The 20,451-nt window shown below is 53.0% G+C and carries 20 protein-coding genes; 9 read left to right on the top strand and 11 right to left on the bottom strand.

The features are described from left to right. Positions 1 to 197 precede the first annotated feature (197 nt). Positions 198 to 2,036: a SurA N-terminal domain-containing protein gene (locus L991_RS08460; RefSeq protein ID WP_047394008.1), complete on the top strand. Its 1,839-nt coding sequence runs from the start codon at positions 198 to 200 to the stop codon at positions 2,034 to 2,036. Between the two features lie 24 nt (positions 2,037 to 2,060). Here the strand turns inward: L991_RS08460 and L991_RS08455 are convergent, their stop codons facing one another. Then, a complete protein-coding gene (locus L991_RS08455; RefSeq protein WP_047394004.1) occupies positions 2,061 to 2,861 on the bottom strand; it encodes an enoyl-CoA hydratase-related protein in 801 nt (266 codons plus the stop codon). Between the two features lie 215 nt (positions 2,862 to 3,076). Here L991_RS08455 and L991_RS08450 point away from each other — a divergent pair, with 215 nt between their 5' ends. From L991_RS08450 to L991_RS08425, 6 genes are all read left to right on the top strand, one after another. Continuing rightward, positions 3,077 to 3,457 (top strand): DUF4870 domain-containing protein, encoded by a 381-nt coding sequence (locus tag L991_RS08450; RefSeq protein ID WP_028448822.1) that lies wholly within the window; start codon positions 3,077 to 3,079, stop codon positions 3,455 to 3,457. Next, a complete protein-coding gene (locus tag L991_RS08445) occupies positions 3,457 to 4,287 on the top strand; it encodes a dienelactone hydrolase family protein (RefSeq protein ID WP_047394000.1) in 831 nt (276 codons plus the stop codon). The genes L991_RS08450 and L991_RS08445 overlap by 1 nt, the downstream gene beginning before the upstream one ends. A 92-nt stretch (positions 4,288 to 4,379) precedes the next feature. Next, the gene (locus tag L991_RS08440; RefSeq protein ID WP_052190741.1) at positions 4,380 to 5,279 is read left to right on the top strand and encodes a D-hexose-6-phosphate mutarotase; all 900 of its coding nucleotides are present in this window, start codon (positions 4,380 to 4,382) and stop codon (positions 5,277 to 5,279) included. 60 nt (positions 5,280 to 5,339) lie between these two features. After that, on the top strand, positions 5,340 to 6,863 hold the full coding sequence (gene ubiD, locus L991_RS08435; protein ID WP_047393999.1) for a 4-hydroxy-3-polyprenylbenzoate decarboxylase: 1,524 nt from the start codon (positions 5,340 to 5,342) through the stop codon (positions 6,861 to 6,863). A gap of 60 nt (positions 6,864 to 6,923) precedes the next feature. Beyond that, a complete protein-coding gene (locus L991_RS08430) occupies positions 6,924 to 7,766 on the top strand; it encodes a CheR family methyltransferase (RefSeq protein WP_047393997.1) in 843 nt (280 codons plus the stop codon). A gap of 9 nt (positions 7,767 to 7,775) precedes the next feature. Then, complete coding sequence (locus L991_RS08425) at positions 7,776 to 8,174, top strand: VOC family protein (RefSeq protein ID WP_047393994.1); 399 nt, start codon at positions 7,776 to 7,778, stop codon at positions 8,172 to 8,174. Between the two features lie 87 nt (positions 8,175 to 8,261). On the opposite strand, the gene L991_RS08420 is transcribed toward L991_RS08425, so the two are convergent. From L991_RS08420 to L991_RS08410, 3 genes are read right to left on the bottom strand one after another with little or no spacing between them, the layout of a single operon-like run. After that, positions 8,262 to 9,017 carry a YdcF family protein gene (locus tag L991_RS08420; RefSeq protein WP_047393991.1) on the bottom strand — a complete coding sequence of 252 codons (756 nt, stop codon included), beginning with the start codon at positions 9,015 to 9,017 and terminating at the stop codon, positions 8,262 to 8,264. Between the two features lie 3 nt (positions 9,018 to 9,020). Beyond that, the gene (locus tag L991_RS08415) at positions 9,021 to 9,818 is read right to left on the bottom strand and encodes an MOSC domain-containing protein (protein ID WP_052190740.1); all 798 of its coding nucleotides are present in this window, start codon (positions 9,816 to 9,818) and stop codon (positions 9,021 to 9,023) included. Between the two features lie 12 nt (positions 9,819 to 9,830). Next, entirely contained in the window at positions 9,831 to 12,143 is a 2,313-nt protein-coding gene (locus L991_RS08410; protein ID WP_052190739.1) for a DNA internalization-related competence protein ComEC/Rec2, read from the bottom strand. A 64-nt stretch (positions 12,144 to 12,207) separates the two neighbouring features. Between L991_RS08410 and L991_RS08405 the strand changes: the two genes are divergently transcribed. After that, entirely contained in the window at positions 12,208 to 13,059 is an 852-nt protein-coding gene (locus L991_RS08405; RefSeq protein WP_047393988.1) for a neutral zinc metallopeptidase, read from the top strand. 50 nt (positions 13,060 to 13,109) lie between these two features. After that, positions 13,110 to 13,463 carry a hypothetical protein gene (locus L991_RS08400; RefSeq protein WP_047393986.1) on the top strand — a complete coding sequence of 118 codons (354 nt, stop codon included), beginning with the start codon at positions 13,110 to 13,112 and terminating at the stop codon, positions 13,461 to 13,463. Positions 13,464 to 13,496: 33 nt separating this feature from the next. Here L991_RS08400 and L991_RS08395 read toward each other — a convergent pair whose 3' ends face one another. From L991_RS08395 to L991_RS08365, 7 genes are all read right to left on the bottom strand, one after another. After that, positions 13,497 to 13,814: a hypothetical protein gene (locus tag L991_RS08395; protein WP_047393983.1), complete on the bottom strand. Its 318-nt coding sequence runs from the start codon at positions 13,812 to 13,814 to the stop codon at positions 13,497 to 13,499. A 70-nt stretch (positions 13,815 to 13,884) separates the two neighbouring features. Further along, the gene (locus tag L991_RS08390) at positions 13,885 to 15,105 is read right to left on the bottom strand and encodes an EAL and HDOD domain-containing protein (RefSeq protein ID WP_028448833.1); all 1,221 of its coding nucleotides are present in this window, start codon (positions 15,103 to 15,105) and stop codon (positions 13,885 to 13,887) included. A gap of 75 nt (positions 15,106 to 15,180) precedes the next feature. Continuing rightward, on the bottom strand, positions 15,181 to 17,112 hold the full coding sequence (locus L991_RS08385; RefSeq protein ID WP_047393980.1) for a chemotaxis protein CheA: 1,932 nt from the start codon (positions 17,110 to 17,112) through the stop codon (positions 15,181 to 15,183). Between the two features lie 25 nt (positions 17,113 to 17,137). Next, positions 17,138 to 17,911 carry a protein phosphatase CheZ gene (gene cheZ, locus L991_RS08380; protein ID WP_047393977.1) on the bottom strand — a complete coding sequence of 258 codons (774 nt, stop codon included), beginning with the start codon at positions 17,909 to 17,911 and terminating at the stop codon, positions 17,138 to 17,140. A gap of 36 nt (positions 17,912 to 17,947) precedes the next feature. Continuing rightward, positions 17,948 to 18,337, bottom strand: coding sequence for a chemotaxis response regulator CheY (gene cheY, locus L991_RS08375; RefSeq protein WP_028448836.1), 390 nt, complete (start codon positions 18,335 to 18,337; stop codon positions 17,948 to 17,950). Between the two features lie 57 nt (positions 18,338 to 18,394). Further along, the gene (locus L991_RS08370; RefSeq protein WP_028448837.1) at positions 18,395 to 19,336 is read right to left on the bottom strand and encodes a chemotaxis protein; all 942 of its coding nucleotides are present in this window, start codon (positions 19,334 to 19,336) and stop codon (positions 18,395 to 18,397) included. 21 nt (positions 19,337 to 19,357) lie between these two features. After that, positions 19,358 to 20,317, bottom strand: coding sequence for a chemotaxis protein (locus L991_RS08365; RefSeq protein WP_047393974.1), 960 nt, complete (start codon positions 20,315 to 20,317; stop codon positions 19,358 to 19,360). Positions 20,318 to 20,451 lie beyond the last annotated feature (134 nt).

Below are 20,451 nucleotides of genomic sequence, written 5' to 3'. Positions count from 1 at the left end.
GTGGTAGTTCAGTTGGTTAGAATACCGGCCTGTCACGCCGGGGGTCGCGGGTTCGAGCCCCGTCCACTCCGCCAAAGCTTTAGGGCAAACACACTGTGTTTGCCCTTTTGTTTTCCCGCCAATCATTGCTTCTCTTACAGACAGGCTGCAAGCAATCTGGCATGATATGCCGCATGTAAAGCAGGAGTCGGTCTTCCATGTTTGATTTTGTACACAATAATAAAACCGCCGTGCAGGTGATCTTGGGGATGATCTCCGTAGGTTTGGTGGTTGGGATTGGTTTTAGCGGTTATGAAGCGATGAGCCAAGGCGATAACTACTTGGCGAAGGTCGGCAACACACCGATTACTCAGCGTGAATTGGCCGAGGCCATTGGTAATCAAGCGATTCCCAATGAAATGAAGCCAATGGTCGTTGAGCAACTCGTTCGCCAGCATTTGCTTAGCGAGCAAGCCAACAAGCTGCGCCTCACTGTGCCGGATGCGGTATTGCGCGATGCGATTGCTGCAATTCCTGCTTTCCAGGTCGATGGCAAGTTTGACGCCAAACGCTATCAAGAATTGCTGGCCTCGCAGCAAATGTCGCCAGCCCAGTTTGAAGAGAAAGTCAAAAAAGATCTGGTACTGCGCCAATTGATGGATGGCTTGATGCAAACTGGCTTTGCCTCGAATGTCCAACTGCAACGCTTGAATCAGCTGATGGGCGAAAAGCGTGAAGTCAACCAAGTCGTTTTGGCGCCCGCACAATATCTGGCTCAGGCGACAGCATCAGAAGCTGAGATCAAGCAATACTACGATAGCAACCTGGCCAAGTTTAAAGCTCCTGAGCAAGTCAAGCTGGAATACGTGATTCTGTCGCAGAGTGATCTGGCGGCCACGCAAGCTGTGAGCGAAGAAGAAATCCAGAAATACTTCGAGGCGCACACATCTGAATTGGCCAAAGAAGAGCGCAAAGTCAGCCATATCCTGCTGAATGCCCCGAAGGACATGAAGGCTGATGAAAAAGCCAAAGTACGCCAGCAGGCTGAACAAATTTTGGCCGAACTCAAAGCCAATCCAGCCCGCTTTGCTGAAGTAGCCAAAGCTAAATCGCAAGACCCAGGCTCTGCTGCGAATGGCGGTGATTTGGGTTTCTTTGCGCGTGGAGCGATGGTAAAGCCGTTTGAAGAAGCTGCTTTCAAACTGCAAAAGGGCCAACTCAGTGGCGTGGTTGAGACCGAGTTTGGCTTCCATATTTTGAAGCTGGAAGACATCAAGGGCGCTACGCTGGCCGATCTTAAGCCGATGATCGAAAACAAGCTAAAAATGGACAAAGCCCAAGCCGCGTTCCAAGTGCAATCGGAGAAGTTTGGTGATCTGGTTTACCAGCAAGCCGATAGCCTCAAGCCGGTGGCCGATGAGCTCAAACTCAAGATCGAGAAAAGTGATTGGCTGAGCCGTGAAGCGAGCAAAGATGAAGGTTTGAAAAACCCGAAACTGCTGGAAGCGATTTTTAGTGATGATGTGCTGAAGAAAAAGCACAATTCAGAAGCCATCGAACTAGCCAATGGCAAGCTGATTTCGGCTCGGGTGGTCGAGCACAAACCAGCACAAACTCAGCCTTTGGCCGATGTGAGTGCCCAGATCGCTGCGCAACTGAAAAACGAAAAGGCGCTTAAACTGGCGGCGGCTGATGGTCAGGCCAAACTCAAAGCGCTGCAAGCTGGCCAAGATGTGGCGCTGGCTTGGGGCGAGGTGCAACAGTTTAGCCGCCTAGCGGCTCCTGGCGTGGCGGAAGCTGATTTGAAGGCGATCTTCAAGGTGGATGGCAATCAAAAGCCGGCCTTCGTTGGCGCAGCAGTACCGGGTAAAGGTTATGTGCTGTATAAAGTGGGCAAAACCATCGCTGCACCTGAGCTCAGCCCACAAAACAAATTCCAGCTCGATGAAAATCTGGCCCGTATGTATGGTCAGGTTGAGATGAATGCGTATTTGGAAGCGCTGAAGAAAGAAATCAGCGTGAAATACAGCAAGCAATTCAGCAAAGCTGCCGAGTAATTGGCCGCTGACAAAAAACCCGGCCTAGGCCGGGTTTTTTATTGCCCAGGCGGGTGTGCTAGCTTCTAGATAAGCGCGAATCCCCTCGACCGCTTCTTCATGGCTGCGGATATGGGCCATACGGTGTGCCGTATCTGAGATCATGGCGTCATCAATCGGGCGATGCTCTACCGACGTGATTAAGCGCTTGCAAGCCGTGAGGGCATGTGGACTATTGCGCAAGATATGCGCACACCACTGCGCCACTTGCTGCTGTGCTGTCGCATGATCAGGGTGTACTTCATGGATTAATCCGATGCGCTGCGCAACCTCGCCGTCAAACTGCTCACCGGTGAGGAAAAACCGTCGTGCTGCACTACTTCCAATTTTGTTGATCAGATAGGGCCCATAGACGGCTGGGATTAAGCCTAGGCGGGCATCTGGCACTGCAAAACGACTGCGGGCTGTGGCCACGATCAGGTCGCAACAGGCGATCAGACCGCAGCCGAGGCCAATGGCTGGCCCATCGACTAGTGCGATAGTCGGAAAGGGCAGGCGATCAAGGATGCGCAGCAGACGGGCAATATTCAGGGCATCTTCAAAATTATGATCGGCACTGGCGCTACACCCTTGGGCAATCCAGTGTTCATCGGTTCCGGCGCAAAAATGCTGCGGGCCACCCCTCAAGATTAGCACCCGGGCCCGTTCATTTTGCCCTAGCGCGGTCAGCGTGGCGCTGAGCTCGGCAACCATAATTTCATTAATGGCATGACAGACTTCTGGCCGTTTGAGTTGCAGGCGAATTACGCCGAATTCGTCCATCGCACAGTCGATTGTGTCACTCATGACCATCCCCGCTTGGTAATCTGTGGCATTTGTTGCATTGCAACTATGGCTTGCATAGCCGGTTTAGTGCATATCCTTGGTTTTTGCCAGTGCGCTGCGGATGATTGGCGCGAATGAAGTGAAATTAAAGCGCTGGCTGATTGAGCATGACAGCTCAGGCGCGTAGAATTGAGCCCCTTGTTCAAGCCTTTGCCATTCCTTCCTGAGACTTCTGCATGCAAGAGTACATCCCGCATGATGCGCCAAGCAGCGATTCACGTAATCTGGCTGTGTTGATTTATATCCTCACCATTTTCTGCCCCTTACTCCCCGGCTTGGTAGGCTTCATCGCTAAAAAAGACGATCGCTTTGTGCTTAGCGCTGCGCGTGAAACACTGAATTGGTCGATTTGTTTTCTGCTTGGCTCAGCGGCGATTTCGGTGCTGAATGGCGTGCTGTTGTTTATTCCGATCCTGGGCTGGTTGCTCATGGGGATCTTGTGGCTGGCGGTGGGTGCCTATTATCTGCTTGGCGTTGTGGGCTGCGTGCTGGGGGCAATGAATGCCAGCAAAGGGCTTGAGCATCGTTTTCCCTTTATTGTGCGATTGATTTCCTGATGAAATTGGCTGGTTTGGCCCTTGGCCTGCTCTGTGGCGCTGCGCAAGCGACATCCGTAGCGATCCCTTATGGTAACGGTAAACTCAAAGCTGAATTTCAGGCTGCCAATCGCTATGGTGCTCCGGCTGTCATTATTTTGCACGGCTGTGGTGGTCTGCTGAATAAAGAAGGTGATTTGGGGCTGCGCTATGAGCGTATTGCTAGCCAGCTGCAGGAACTGGATTTTGCGGTGCTGATCCCGCAGGCAAAAGCCAAACTTAGCTGTCAGCCCCAGCAGTTGGCCCGGCAGAAAGCGGCGATGAATGCGCGCGCCAACGAGTTGGCGGCCGCGATTAGCTGGCTAAAAAAACGTCCCCAGATCGATGCCAAGCGCATTGCCGTGGTGGCGTGGGATCAGGGCGCCACGGCGACACTGGCGCTGCTGAATCGTAAATCGCCGGGTATTCGCTCGGCCGCCTTATTTTATCCTGCCTGCAAGCCATTACTGGGGAGGGAGTATCGGGTTTCGGCGCCAACACTGCTATTGGCCGGCGAACACGATAATCTTACCCCGAGTGCCCATTGCAGCGAGCTGGCGCAAGCTTCAGGGCAAAGCCTCTTTCACGTGGTGACTTACCCGGGCGTGCGGCATGATTTTGACCTTAACCCAGAGCAGGCAAGCCGCGAGGCCTTGAATCTGCCGCGTAATCATTTGGCCCTGGATGTTTTGGCCGACCCAGAGGCGGCCAGCGATGCCTGGCGGCGTACCTTTAAATGGCTCTCGCGCTGGTTTGATCCGGAACGCAGTATCGAGGGCGTGCCGCCGCGCAATTTGCCGGTGCCGCATTAAGCCTTGATCCGACGCAGTAAATTATCCGCAACCGCTGTAAGCCCAGCCTAGATTGCTTTAAAATAAGCCCAGCTTAACGAGGAAGTAGCCCCATGAATGCATCTGATTTCACCGCTGTGCTGGCCAATGTAACCGGTGTTGCCGTTATCCCTTCTGCCGATCTATTTGATCATCACGGCGATGGTTTGCCGCTGGTCACCATTGAAAACGAACTGGGGCGTGCTACCTTGGCACTGCAAGGTGCGCATCTGCTGTCGTTTATCCCGGCTGGCGGTAAAGAGCTGCTGTGGGTGTCGCCACTGGCGAAATTCGCCGACGACAAAGCCGTACGTGGGGGAATTCCGCTGTGTATGCCTTGGTTTGGTGGCCATCCGGCCGGTTTGCCATCGCATGGCTTTGCCCGCACCATGGATTGGACTCTCGCCAGTGCCGAACAGCTGGCCAACGGTGCAACCCGAGTGTTGCTGACTCTGGCGCATACTGCTGAAACCCTGCAGCAATGGCCGCATGAATTTAAATTCGAGCTGCAAGTGGATGTAGGCACTGAACTCACACTGACTTTGCGGGTCGATAACCTCAGCAATACCCCGGCACCGTTTACCTACGCCTTTCATACCTACTTTAATGTCGCGGACTATACCCAGTCGCCGATTCATGGGCTGGAAAATCTGACCTATATCGATACGCTTGGTGAAGTGCGCCGCCTTAAGCAAGAAGGTGTCTTGCAGCTGAGTGGTAGTACTGATCGGGTGTATCTGGATGTGCCAGCGGTGCAAACGATTGTAGATGGCGACCGTTCGATTCAAATTACCAGCAGCGCGCATAGCGCCGTGGTGTGGAACCCAGGTGAATACGCGGTGCAGATGGCCGATGTGGGCGCCAATATGCAAGGCTTTGTCTGTGTTGAACGCGGTGATGTCTTTGATAATGCGCTGGAGATTGCCGCCGGCGCGCGCTTTACCAGTACCATGACGCTGGCCGAAGTGCGCTAAACCCGCCGCATTTGCCGCTCAACGCCCGCTGGTCCGGGCGTTTTTTTTGCAGGAAATTTCATGAAATATCGTGATTTACGTGATTTCATCCAGCAGCTGGAAGCGCAGGGTGAATTGAAACGGGTGCAGCTGCCAGTCTCGCCCAAATTAGAAATGACCGAGCTTTGTGACCGTATCTTGCGCCAAGGCGGGCCAGCGCTATTGTTCGAGAATATACCTGGCTACCGTATGCCGGTGCTCGGCAATTTATTCGGCACGCCACGGCGCGTTGCACTCGGCATGGGCGCGCAAGACACCAGTGCGCTGCGCGAAATTGGCCAAACGCTGGCTTATCTTAAAGAGCCTGAGCCACCCAAAGGCCTGAAAGACGCGTGGGAAAAGCTGCCGCTGTTGAAGCAAGTGCTGAATATGGCGCCGAAAGAAGTGCGCAAAGGTATTTGCCAAGAAGTTATTGTCGAAGGCCCGGATGTCGATCTGGGGCAGATTCCGATCCAGCATTGCTGGCCGGGCGATGTGGCGCCGCTGATTACCTGGGGCTTGGTGGTCACTCGTGGGCCAAATAAAAAACGGCAGAATCTGGGCATTTATCGCCAGCAGGTGATAGCCAAAAACCAAGTGATTATGCGCTGGCTGGCGCATCGCGGCGGTGCGCTGGATTTTCGCGAGCATGCCAAGCAAAACCCGGGCAAGCCGTATCCGGTGGCCGTGGTGCTGGGCTGTGATCCGGCCACGATTTTGGGTGCGGTGACGCCCGTGCCTGATACGCTGAGTGAATATCAATTTGCCGGTTTGCTGCGCGGCAGTAAGACCGAACTGGTGCAATGTATCGGCTCAGACCTGCAAGTGCCAGCCACCGCTGAAATCGTACTCGAAGGCGTGTTGAAACCCTGCGAGGCGGGCTACAGTGGTGTGTCAGAACACGGTGTGCCGCTGAAAGAGGTGAATGGCTTTCTGCACGCCTTGGAAGGCCCGTATGGCGACCATACTGGCTACTACAACGAGCAAGATTGGTTTCCGGTATTCGAAGTTGAGCGTATCACCAGTCGCCCCGATCCGATTTACCACAGCACCTACACCGGCAAACCACCCGATGAGCCGGCGATTTTAGGCGTGGCGCTGAACGAAGTGTTTGTGCCGATCTTGCAAAAGCAGTTTCCCGAAATCGTCGATTTTTATCTGCCGCCGGAAGGTTGCAGCTACCGGATGGCGATTGTGTCGATCAAAAAACAATATCCGGGGCATGCCAAACGGGTGATGTTTGGTGTGTGGTCGTTCTTGCGCCAGTTTATGTACACCAAATACATCGTGATCGTGGATGATGATGTGGATTGCCGTGACTGGAAAGAAGTGATTTGGGCGATCACCACGCGGATGGATCCGGTGCGCGACACCACTTTGGTGGAGCATACACCGATTGATTATCTGGATTTCGCCAGCCCCATTTCTGGCTTAGGCGGCAAGATGGGCTTGGATGCCACCAATAAGCTGCCGGGTGAAACTAACCGCGAGTGGGGCCGGGTGATTGAGCGTGATCCGGCCGCCGTGGCGCGGATTGATGGGATCTGGCGTGATCTCAAGCTGTAAGCGGGCTGGACATTTGAGTTTGGTCTATTCTGTAATCATTGCGTGAACCTAGGGCTTGCCATGTTGCCACTTCATCGAGAATTTGAATTTACCCACGCCGACTTCGAAAAGGTGCGCAAATTAATTTACAACTATGCCGGTATCGCGCTCTCCGAATCCAAGCACGATATGGTGTATGGCCGGCTGGCCAAACGGTTGCGCGCGCTGAATCTGAAAACCTTTCAGCAATACCTGCAGGTACTGGAAAAGGGTGACCCGAAAGAGTTGGAGCTGTTTACCAATTCCATGACCACCAATCTCACCTCGTTTTTCCGTGAAGCGCACCATTTTGAAATTTTGAATCGCTACCTGAAAAGCCAAAAGCCCGGCGGTTCCTTCAATATCTGGTGTTCTGCTTCCAGCACCGGCGAAGAGCCCTATTCGCTGGCGATTACCGCCTGTGAAGCCTTCGATAGCTTGCGCCCACCGGTCAAAATTTTCGCCACTGATCTGGATACCAATGTGCTGGAAGTCGGGCGGCAGGGTATTTATGCCGCGGAAGAAGTCCGCAAAATGGGCGCGCCGCGCGTTAGCCGCTTTTTTACCCAGTTAAGCGATGGCCGTTTTCAGCTCAAGCCGGAATTGCGTGAAATGATTACCTTCCGCCGCCTGAATCTGATCGAGCCCAACTGGTCGATTCGCGGCCCATTGGATGCCATTTTCTGCCGGAATGTGATGATCTATTTCGACAAAGACACCCAGTTTAAGATTCTGCAGCGCTTCGCGCCGCTTTTGAAACCGGAAGGTCTGCTGTATGTGGGGCACTCGGAAAATCTCTACCACGCTGCCGAGTTCTTCAAATTACAGGGCAAAACGGTGTATGAACTGGCTAAAAAACCAGCCGCACCGGCAGGCCGCTTCTAAATTCGGCTGATGGAAGCGAGACTGAGTTTTGTCACACTGGGGGTCGCCAATTTGGCGATAGCGGTTTCCTTTTACCGCGATACTTTGGGCTTGACTCCCAAGCGCATACTGCCTGAAGTGGCTTTTTTTATGCTGGGCCCCGTGTGTTTGGCGCTGTACCCAACTGAGCTCTTGGCCACCGATGCGGGCGTGCCGGCGGCAGGGCAAGGGTTTCGTGGCGTGGCGCTGGCTCACAATGTGCGCAGTCCAGCCGAAGTAGATGCATTACTGGCGCAAGCCGCCGCCGGCGGTGGGCAGCTGAGCAAACCCGGACAAGCTACCAGCTGGGGTGGCTACGCGGGCTATTTTGCTGATCCCGACGGGCATTTGTGGGAAGTGGCGTGGAATCCTGACTTTCCGTTGGATTAAGCTGGGCAGCGATGGGGTGTTGTACATATACCTGGCCGGGGTATTCAATTGGGCGCTATTTAAATCAATGCGTTTGTGAATATACCCTTATTGCCCACGCAGTGCATACCACAGTTGCCCCAATACTTCCCTACACGCAGTGCTACTGAGCTGCAAGGCGCTGGCTTTGGGTAGCAATGCCGTCAGATTAAAGGGTTCGCGATTCGGGTAATCGGTGGGGGCGGTAAATACTTCAAAGCCCTGCTGCCGAAAGCTGCGCGCGGCGCGTGGCATATGATCGGCGGAAGTCACCAGAATAATCTGCCGGATTTGCGGCCCGAGTAATTTGGCACTGAGTGCAGCATTCTCCGCAGTATCGACCGAGCCACCTTCCACCCAGCGTACATCCACGCCATATTCATGCAGCGCTTGGCGCATATAGTGCGCCTCGCTGGCGCCACCAAGCGGCGCGCCACCCGACACCAGCACCGGTAAACCACTGACTTTCGCAATCCGGGCGCCATAGCGTACTCGGGCGAGCGTGACATTATTGATGGTTTCGCCTTCCACCACGTCGGGAGCGGCAAAGCGCTTGCCCCCGCCCAGAATGACAATGGCTTGTGCCTGATCCATGCCGGCCAGGTTTTTGATCAGTGCCGGCGGCTCAACCAGACGAAACAAGCTGTGTGCAACCAAGGGCGTGCTCAAGGCATACAGGCCAGCTACGGCGCTGATCAAGCCAAGCTGGGCGGGCCTGGCCCAGCGCGCAGGCAGGGCGAGGCAAACCGCCATGACTAGCAATAAACAGCCCGGCGGTAGCAGCAAGGTGCGCAAGGTTTCTTTGATGAAGACGGCTAAATCCATGGCTTATTCCTTGTAGGAAATAATTTCTACGCTTTGGCCAACCCGCAATTCGCCATGATTGAGCGGGACGGCATTTTGCCCGAATAACACCTCGCTGCCCGCGCGGCGAAACTTGGCCAAGGTGCGCAGTGGCTCGCCCTTGGGCAGCATTTGCCCGCTCACCGGATCGCGAGTGGTGATTACGCAGCGCTCGCAGGGTTTGACCAGATCGATGAGCACTTCGCCAATCCGAATTTGCTGCCAGCGATCTTCAGCAAAGGGCTCGGCCCCTGCGATCAGTAGATTGGGCCGAAAGCGCAGAATGTCGAACTGTTGCCCGGCGCGTTCATTTAATTCATGCCACGAGCCTTCACCGATCAGCAGTAGCGGATAGCCATCACTGAAACTCACCGGCACTTCGGGGCGGCGCTTGGTGCGCCGCGCGGATTCAGGGCCAATCCAGCACAGTAAAACGGGTTCACCCAGATAATCGCTACACCACTGATTAAGCGCAGCATTGGCTTGCCAGGCTGGAAATTGGCTCTCCCACACTGTAACTTGTGCCATGGGTGAAAAATCACTGAGCTGAAAGGCTTGGCTAGCCTGATCGGGGGCGTGGAGCGCGAAGCCAGTGGCCGTTATTTCACAGCGCAATTGCAACAAGGCCGGATGAGTACGGGCGCTAAGAAATTGCCCATCCGGTGTGCAGAGCATCCAGTGGCGGTCATATTGCAGCCCGATAGGCGCAATGCTGCAGTGCGTTAATGCTTCGGCTTGGGCGGATTTGAGAGGGTAGCGATAGAGCGCAGCTAGAGATAACACAATGACAACCGCTTATTGGGGTGGCTCATTGTACCAATAGCGTTGCCGCCGCTCGCGCTCGGTTTGAATTTGTATGGTTTTCCCCACGCTCAGCAGTAAGGCGCCATGCTCGGCCGTATTCCAGAACGTGGCACCAACAGCCTCATAGCGCGCAATCACCTCAGCTTTGGGGTGGCCAAATGGATTAAACCTACCGGCGGAGTTGAGGGCCATGCTGGGCCGTTGCTGCTGCAAAAACGCATCGCTGGAGGCTGATTTGCTGCCATGGTGCGGCACAAGCAGGATGTCATGAGCGGCAAGGTCTTGCCGCAGTAGCGCGGCTTCTTCTTGGCGGCTGATGTCGGCCGTGAGCAGCACACGATGTTGCGCGCTGCGAATGCTGAGCACGCAACTGCGGGCGTTGTCATTGAGCAACACTGCGTCGGCACTGGGCCAAACGATACTAAATTCCACCCCATCCCATTGCCAGCGGCGGCCAGCGCTGCAGCGCGTTTGTTGGGCAAAGGGGGCTTGTCGTAAGGTTGGATGGTCGCTGGGCAAGGAGTGGATAATCTCTTTAACAGGCCATTGGGCGAGCAAGGCTGCGGCTGCGCCGGTGTGGTCATTGTCGTTGTGCGAGAGGATGAGGGTATCGAGGGCCGGGCCCCCCGCGCTGAGCAGGGCAGGCAGTAGCGCACGCTGGGCATTCGCGGCTTTACCGGTATCAAACAGCAGCGTGTGCTGCTGGGTTTGTAGCAAGACAGACAGCCCTTGGCCGACATCGAGCACCCAAAGCCGCAGCTCACCGGGCGCTGGCATTGCCGGACGTGCTAGCAGGGCGGGGAGTAGCAAGACCCAGCCTACCAGCCGGCCGGGCCAGCCACGCGGTAATAGCAGCAGAAATACCCCGGCCACCGCCAGTAGCATCTGCAGGGGCGTGGGGCTGCTGCGCCACCACGCTGCTGGTAAATGTTGCTGACCATAACTTAAGACTAGCAGCAAGTATTGAGCTAATTCGGCTGCCGCCCTAAGGCAAAAGCCACTGGGGTCAAGTAGGCCCAGCAAGGCCAGCGGCGTAATCAAGCCACTCACGATCGGAATCGCAAGCGCATTGGCCAGCGGAGAAAGCAGTGGAAACTGGCCAAAGATGAACAGTAATAACGGTAAAGAAGCCAAGGTGGCAGCCCACTGGCTATGCCAAAAGCCGACCCACCAAGCCGGGCGGCTTTGGCTGGCGGCCCAGAGCAAAAAGCCCACCGTGAGAAACGACAGCCAGAAACCCATCGCCAGCGGCGCAAAAGGATCGAGCAGCACCACCGCATTCAACGCCAAGAGCCAGATGATGCTAATCGGCCAGCGGCGGCGACTGAGTAGCCCTAGGGCGACAAACAGCAACATCAGAAAAGTACGCTGGGTGGGTATACTCCATCCGGCCAAAGCAGAATAAGCCCCGGCGGCCAATACCCCTGCTATTAAAGCGGCTTTACGGGCAGGTATGCGATTGACGGCGCGGGGAACCCGGCGCCAGAGCGTTTGGCAGAACGCGGCGGCCAGCATGGCGAGCATGCTGATGTGCAGACCCGAAATCGAGACCAGATGCACAATGCCTGTTTGTTGAAACAGCAGCCATTGTTCGCGGCTGATCGTGCTTTGTTCGCCAATAGTGAGCGCTTGCACCATGCCCTGCAATGGGTGATTGGCGAGCGTATGCTGGATGTGTTGCTGCAATTGGGCGCGGGTGGCCAGCAGCCAGTTGCGCTGCGGGCAGGTGAGGACTTGGGCTTGTTGCCAAATGGCGAGTGCATTGATGTCTTGTTGTAAAAACCAGCCAAGCAGATCAAACCCACCCGGGTTTAGACTGGCATGAGCCGGTCGCAATTTCAGCTTGGCCCGAAGGCATTGATTCGCTTGTGGTGGTGGCTCACGGTAGCCACTGATTTGTAGTGTGTGCGCCTGCCATGCCGGATTGGCGAGCGAGGTGAGCATGCTGGCTTTGACTTTCCAGCCATATTCATTGGTTTGCACTAGGCTATTGATCTGCAGCTCGACTTCGACAACTTGGTTGTAAAGCGCTGTGGGTAGATTTAAAGCCAAGCGCTGTTGTGCGCGCCATTGTGTGTAGGCACTGGCGAGGCAAAACAGCATAATGATGGCAAAGAGGCGCCCCAGTTGCCGCCGGCGAAAAATCAGGGTGGCGATGGCACACAGTAGGGCGGCTAGAACCCAGCGGGCGGGCTGCAGCTGTGCCGCCCATTGGGCCATACTGATGCCGAGCGGAATCGAAATGAGCCCGGCATAGCATGCTAGTAGCGCCAAGCGTGAGGAGGGTAGATGGATAGCCTGCATGCTTATAGCTAGCTGCTGGGCATAAGGTTTACAAGTTGCAACTGATGGTGAGAGGAGCGGGCTGATGCGCTGGGATCAAATGCGGGAAAGCAGTAATGTGGAAGACCAAACTGGGCGCTCTGGAGCCGGTTTAGGGCGCCTAAGTTTGGGTGGGGTTGCCGTGGTGGTGGTCATCGGGCTGCTGCTGGGCAAGAGCCCGCTCGAAATCTTGGGGATGGTGGCGCAGCAGCAGGTGCACGCCCCGGCCGCAGCGCCTAATGCGGCCTCGCAAGACCCTACTGCCAAGCAGATGGTGCGACATATTCTTGGGGATACCGAGGCCACGTGGCAGCAGATCTTTGCGGCCCGCGGTGGCCAATATCAAGAACCAAAGCTGGTGTACTTCAGCGGTGCAGTGCAATCGGCGTGTGGCTCTGCCAGTGCCGCGATGGGGCCTTTTTATTGCCCGGCCGATCAAAAGGTCTATATCGACCTAGCCTTTTTCCAAGAGCTATCCCAACGCTATGCCGCGCCTGGTGATTTCGCCCAAGCTTATGTGATCGCCCACGAGGTGGGCCACCATGTGCAAAATCTGCTGGGCGTTTCAGCGCAAGTGCACGCCCGGCAGCAGCAGTTGAGTAAAACGGCCGCCAACCAGCTGTCGGTGCGCCTAGAATTGCAGGCTGATTGCTTGGCTGGGGTATGGGGCCATTCAGCCGCCCAGCGTGGTTTGCTGGATCCGAATGATTTAGATGAAGCACTGCAAGCTGCGAACGCGATTGGCGACGATACCCTGCAACACAGCGCTGGGCGGGCGGTGGTCCCAGATGCATTCACCCACGGTACATCGGCGCAGCGGATGACTTGGTTTCGCCGCGGCATGCAAGCGGGTGATCTAAACCACTGTAATACCTTCGATCCACAAGTAATTTTGTAGTTTGGCTGGTTTTTCGGTACATTCAGCAACAAGAATAGGAGGAGAGATTTATGCTGAAGTACTTATTGGCGGCCGGTTTATCGTGTTTGTTGATGGCCTGCGGTGATCAGGCTGAAAACCAAGGCGGCACGGCTCAGCCTGCGGCCCAAGCGCAGGCTAATGACCCGCGTTATGCCAATGCCTTGCTCAATGCCAACCCTGCGCAGTTTAACGAGATTCTCGCTGATTGCGGCAAGCTACTGTTTGGCGAGCATGCCGCCCCTGATGAGGTGAAGAGCAAGTGTTACGTCGGCATGGCTGAGCGAGCGCAAAAGCTGGGCCTGAAAATCAGCGAAGCGGATATTAATGAGCCGCTTGTGAAGGAACGTTACCGGTTTACTCTGCGTGAAACGCAACAAAAGTAAGGCGTTTTGCTAGTGAACCACGCAAGGGCTGCTTTAAAGCAGCCCTTTGTCATTGTCATTCAATAAATCAAGGCTGTGGCTTAGCCGCTGGCGCAAGCTTTTGCGTGAAAGTAGCTTGGCCTGGGCCGCGTTTGGCAGATCCGTTAGTCGCAGCACATTTTTCTGAATTAACACATCGACTAAGTCTTCGATAACCCGGATTAAGGAGCTATCGGAATGATCAAGCTCTGAGCCTTGGCCGATAAATGCCATTACTTCGGGATCTCGGGGGCTGATCGCCTCTTGGGCTTCGGCAGTGGCTTCCTGATGGAGCGAGATGATTCGCCCTTCTGCATCGCGACTGACATACATGTGTGCATTCTCCACTGCAAAATAAAACCACGCGGAGCGTGGCTTTATTTTTTAATCAACAAAAAGTGAATTAAACCCCGAGCTCTTCAACCCATTGCAGTGCTTGCACATGTGCACGATTAAGCATGTCTGGCGTAATTTGTAGCTGCTCGCATAGCCGGGGCACTTCGGCCATGGATGGGTCTTCACAGGCCTCGGCCAATTCGAGGAATGGCCCGTAAATGCCGGTACGTGTGAGCAAGGCATCGCTCACTGTTTCTGGCAAGATGAGGGTTTCTAGAATATTTTCCATCGGCATGTCTAACAGCACATCTAGCAAGGAGAACATACCGACGATAAAGAGATTATCTTTGTCCTGGCCATCAAGCAGGTGCGAGCCGAGAAGCTCAACCAAGCGCCCCCGAGTGACGGCAGTTTTAAGCAATGCAGGTGGTGAGCCAGTTTCTGCGCCGGCGGTCACCAATAAAAGCGTGAGCCAGCGGTACAGCTTCTGATAGCCCAATATGGTCACGGCATGACGGAAGGACTGAATTTCACACGACAAGCCAAAGCCCGCCGAATTAATATATCGCAGCAGCTTAAACGATAGCGCAACATCGCGTTTTAGGGCGTTTTCAATATCGCGAATCTCTGCGTTGTTACGCAACATATTCAGCAAATTCAGAATGTTGGCGTAACCCGGATTGATTACCTTAGCCGACAGGGTCACCGGATGAGCGAAGTAGTAACCCTGGAAGCAATCCATGCCGATATCGAGGCACTGTTTAAATTCTTCTTTGGTCTCTACTTTTTCAGCGACTTGCAATAGAGGATATTTGCGCAACTCTTTCGAGAGGGTAGGCACTTGTGCCATTCCCAGTTGCTGAATGTCGAGTTTGATGTAGTTTGCAAACTCAATCATTGGCGCTGTTTGTGGGGTCAACACAAAATCATCCAGGGCGATGCCAAAACCCTGGTTACGGAGCTCCGCAATCCGGTTTAATAGTTCAGGCGAGGTTTGCGTGGTTTCAACAATTTCGAGGACTACGCGCTGTGGTTGCAGCAACTCTAGAAAATTGCTTTCCAGCATCGACTCCGCGACATTGATGAACGCAATCTTATCGCCAACCAGCCAATCGGTACCCATATTGGAGATGGTATTTACCAATACATTGGTACCCGCCTGCATATCACTGGAAAAATCCGCCGTTTGGGCATCCTGATTCAAACGGAATAGTAATTCATAGCCAATAATCTGCTGCTGACGATTGAGGATCGGCTGGCGACCAATAAATGCATGTTCTTGCGTCATGTTAAAGCCTGCTGGCTATGCCCCTGTGTTTATTAGGCTATCCTAATGTTTTTGCTTGCAATCAACAAGCCTTGCTTACACTAAATCCTGTGCAAAACGTGATGTTTTGATTGCTGAGTGATCTGCATGGGTCGATGCAAGTAGATCTTCCATGTCCAGCACCAAGACAATCGAGCCATCGCCCGATAAAGTGGCTCCAGCGATACCTTTAGGACGGATATGTTGTAGTGGTTTAATGACCACGTCGTCACGACCAATGAAGCTATCTACCGCCAAGATAAATGAGTGCTCTGCCGATTGCATCAGTACGCCAAACTGGGGCACCTGAACTTCTTCCCAGCCAATCAGGTTCGCTAGTGAACGTACAGAGAGGATCTCATCGCGCACGACAATGGTGGCGCGCCCTGACACTTCCTGCACCTGTTCTTGGCGAATAGTGATGATCTCGCGCACCATGGCCAAAGGAACCGCGAATGGCTGATCGCATACTTTGACCACCAGCACCGGCAAAATGGCCAAGGTTAATGGTAGGGAAATTGTAAAACGTGAGCCATCACCAACGATGGACTGAATATCCACCCGACCGTTCAGTTTTTGGATATTGGTTTTCACCACATCCATACCCACGCCGCGTCCAGATACACTGGAAATTTGATCTTTGGTAGAGAAGCCGGGCAAGAAGATCAATTGCAGTGATTGTTTGTCATCAAGGCTATTTGCCGTCTCGATGTCAATCAGGCCTTTCTCAATAGCTTTGCGGCGAATAACATCCGGCCGCATCCCGCGACCATCATCGGTAATTTCGATCCGAATATGATCCCCAACCTGAGTTGCAGAGAGTTCTACCACAGCCTTGGCTGGTTTGCCGGCCGCAATCCGTTCTTCTGTCGTCTCGATCCCGTGGTCAACCGCATTTCGTACTAAGTGCACTAGAGGATCATTCAGATCTTCCAGCATGGTTTTATCAAGCTCGGTTTCTTCACCCGAGATAATGAGCTCTACATCTTTGCCCATTTGCCGAGCCAAATCACGAGCGAGGCGCGGGTATTTTTGGAACAGCCGGCCGATTGGCTGCATGCGCGTTTTCATTACCGCGTTTTGCAAGTCTCCAACCAGCAAATCAAGCTGACCAATAGCCTCATCCAAGGCTTTTAGCGTACCAGTATCCATTTTCCCTGACATGATGTCAGAGCGTAGTGTGGTCAGGCGATTTTTGGTTAATCCAATTTCACCGGACAGATTCAGCACTTGGTCAAGGCGAACTGTGTCAATCCGGATGGTGGTCTCTTGTGTAGATAGCTGTTGAGATGCAGCGTTGGATTGCGCGCGCTGTGCCGTCGTAGCTGGCACTGCCGCGGCGGGTTTCAGACTCAGCATTGGGTCCGCAACTTGGGCGACAGGTGTTGCTGGCTTTGTCTCAATTACTGTCGCGGTTGATTCGATCACTTGTGGTTCAGAACTGGCTGAAGTACTAGGGACTTGATCAAGCAGTACATCATACAATTGCTGCCAATTATGCTCTTCACCATTCAGTTGTGGGCTGCTGGCTGGTGAAGAGGGCGTTGCTACTGAAGGCGCAGGGGTAGCCACCGCTGGTGATGTGGCATGTAACTCTTTGCCCTCAAGCACATTATCCAATCTTTCTAGCAGGGATGGATCTACTGGGGCCGGCAGACGTGATTGTGCCATTGCACCAAACATGTCACGTACTGCACCAGTGGCCATCAGGATTTCATCCATGATTTCTGGCGTTAGTTGCAGCTCACCGTTGCGGAGTTTGTCGAACAGGTTTTCTGTACGATGGCAAAGACTGACCATCGCATCGACATTTAAAAAGCCTGCACCACCTTTGATAGTGTGAAAGCCGCGGAAAATATCATTCAAAAGTGCTCGATCATCCGGACGTTTTTCCAGTTCAACAAGCTTATTATCCACTTCGGACAGGAGCTCTGACGACTCAGTCAGAAAATCCTGTAGCAGGTCTTCCATGCCGGCAAAATCACTCATGATATTCTCCTTCTATATGCTTCAATTAGAAGCCGAGGCTTTCCAGCAGGTCATCGACCTGTTCTTGGTTGGTAACGACATCGGTACGCCCTTCAGATTTCACGACTGGGCCGTTAAGGAGGCTGCTCGATTCATCGGGCTTGCCCGCATTGGGGCTGAACATTAAAAGAAAGTCCAGCAGCTGTGACTCCATATCTTTGGCCATGACCAGAACTTTTTTAATCACTTGGCCGGTCAGATCTTGGAAGTCTTGCGCCATCATGATTTCCAGCATCTGATTGCTGACTTGCTCTGATTTTTGCGTGGTGTCTTTGAGGTGCTGGTGAGTTTTTTCAACCAAAGCCTTAAACTCATCAACCGAGAGTTGCTTAGCAAAAAAACGATCCCACTCTTGGCTCAACTGTTGCGACTGCTCAAGAATGGCATCTTGCAACGGTTTGGCCACGTCCAATGCATTGAGTGTTTTTTCTGCAGCTTGTTCAGTCATAGTGGCGACGTAAGACAAGCGGTCGCGTGCATCAGGAATTGAACTTGCCGCTGTTTCTAGCGATTTATCGAGGCCGAGTTCACGCAGTGTGTCGTGCAGTTTGCGCGTCAGGTGACCAATATGCGAAAACATAGATTTCGCAGGCTCAACCATTTCCGCATTGCTTGATGCAGTTTGCTGTTGTTCTTCAGCGACTGCGGCTGTCACTGGGGCGTTTGCAGGCGCTGCCTCGGTGTGATTTGCTGAGACAATGCTGTCAAATAACGCTTCAAGATCAGCGGAATCTCCGCCTTGGATTGCTGGATCACTCACAGTGTTCTCCTGCGATTTGTTTTGTCTGATGGATTGTTATTTGCCCATATTGGCAAAGATTTTCTTGAGCTTCTCATCCAGCGTGGCTGCAGTGAATGGTTTAACAACATAACCACTCGCTCCCGCTGTTGCGGCTTCAATGATGTTCTCTTTCTTTGCCTCTGCGGTAACCATTAAAACTGGTAGATGCTTGAGCTGAGCATCTGCACGAATTGCTTTAAGCAATTCGATGCCAGTCATATTGGGCATATTCCAATCAGTTACGACAAATTCAAATTGGCCATTTTTCAGTTTGTGTAACGCAACTTGACCATCTTCAGCTTCATCCACATTGGTGAAACCAAGTTCTTTCAAGAGATTGCGCACAATGCGACGCATGGTGGAAAAATCATCCACCACGAGAAAACGCATGTTCTGATCTGCCATAACTTACTCCATTCTGCGTTGTAGGCGCATTCAAAAAACTGAGAGGTGAATTTCTATTTAGCTGGCAAGCAATGGGACCAAAGTGTCTGCCAGAATAATCGGGTCAAATTTTGCCACATAGGCATCAACGCCTACACTGGCACCCATTGCTCTATTGGCATTGGATGAAAGTGATGAATGCATTACCACCGGAATGCCTTGGAAACGGTGATCTGATTTAATATGCTTCGTGAGTACATAGCCATCCATTTCAGGCATTTCCGCATCGACAAGGATTAACTTCAGCTTGTCTTTTAGATACTCACCATCATGAACTGCACGGTTAGCTAAATTCTGCAACTTGTCCCATGCCTCTTTGCCGTTATTAGCCTGATGGTATTTAACGCCAATCTTATCCAGGACACTGACAATTTCTTTGCGCGCCACTAGTGAGTCATCAACAAAGAACATGAAAGTATCCGAGCTGATATGCGACTTAGGCAGATCGGGAACAATTGGTTCACCAATCACTGTCGCGAGAATCTGCTCTACGTCCAAAATTGATACCAGCTTGCCATCCGGTAGCTCAGTAATGGCTGTGATCATTGCCTGATTGCCAGCAAGCATACTTTCTGGAGCGCGAACCTTGTCCCAGTCGACCCGAATGATGCGATCGACATCATGAACCAAGAAGGCCTGAGTGTGTTTTGAGAACTCAGTCACGATCATGGTACTAGTGGTATCGCCGACTGGTTTCTCTTGGGTGGCAACAAACCGCGACAGCGCAATAACTGGAATGATATTTCCGCGCAGTGAAAGTACACCTTCCACCCCATGGGGCATATTGGGTGTTTTGGTGATTTTGGGCGTTTGCGATACTTCACGTACTTTGAATACATTGATACCGAATATTTCACGTGTACCCAAAGTAAACAGTAGGATCTCCATTTTGTTGGAGCCTGCTAATTTGGTGCGTGCGTCAACTGTTTCAAGCAGATTGGTTTGTTCTGATTTGCTCATAGCTTGCTCCAGTTATTCGGCTTAATTATCGACGTCACGCAACAGGAAGTTGGCGATGCTTTGGGACAGTTTATGTGGTTCAAATTTGGCTACATAACCATCGACACCCACTGACTGTCCCAGTTTTTGATTCGAAAGGCCCGATAGTGATGAGTGCATCAGCACCGGAATGCCCGCAAAACGTGGGTCGCTCTTAATCTGTTTGGTTAACATATAACCATCCATTTCGGGCATTTCAACGTCAGTGAGCACGAGGTGGATCAGATCCTTCACTGCAACACCCTGAATTTCTGCCGCTTGGGCAATCCGCAGCAACTCTTCCCAAGCCCGCTTGCCGTTGATGGCATGGGCGTGGTGAATGTTCATGGCATCTAGCGTTTGCTCAATCTGGCTGCGAGCAACCAGTGAGTCATCGGCGAAAAACACCGTTTTATTAACGATTTTTTGGTTCTGGATAACGGTGGTGGTATCGACGCGGTTACTGTTTTGTGTGGTTTCAGCAAGCACCTTTTCCACATCCAGCATCATCACTAGCTTGCCATTTTCCAATTCGGTTACAGCTGTAACCAGTCCGCCCATTTGAACGGTAAGCATGTCAGGGGGGACACGCATCACGGACCAGTCAAGCCGCAGAATAGTGTCTACAGCTTCAACCAAAAACCCCTGCGTGTGGCCGTTGTATTCAGACACAATCATAATATCTGGGCGGCTTTCAGTTTGGATGCCGGCGTAACGGGCCAAGTCAATCACTGGTACAAGTGCGCCTCGTAGGCTCACCATGCCCTCAACCGAAGATGGCATATCAGGGGCCTGAGTGATATCAGGCGTACGCATTACCTCGCGTACTTTGAACACATTGATCCCGAAGGTTTCACGCCGGCCTGATCGCTGATCTAAGCCCAGTGTGAACAGCAGAATCTCCAGTTTGTTTGTGCCGGCAAGCTTGGTTCTGGCATCAATATTTTTGAGAAGGTCTGACACGACAAGGCTCCATAATTCGCACGTTGAATTTAGCTAGCAGGTATCGGCGCATGGGCAAAAAAATGAAGGGTAACTGATTAAATTAACCTCTTTTGCACGATGCTGAATTTGATCAACTCAGTAAGCATGGCCGT

It is taken from the genome of Chitinibacter sp. ZOR0017 (assembly GCF_000799095.1).
Taxonomy (GTDB): domain Bacteria; phylum Pseudomonadota; class Gammaproteobacteria; order Burkholderiales; family Chitinibacteraceae; genus Chitinibacter; species Chitinibacter tainanensis.
Note: the sequence above shows the minus strand (reverse complement) of the source record. Positions and strands in the feature narration are given on the sequence as shown.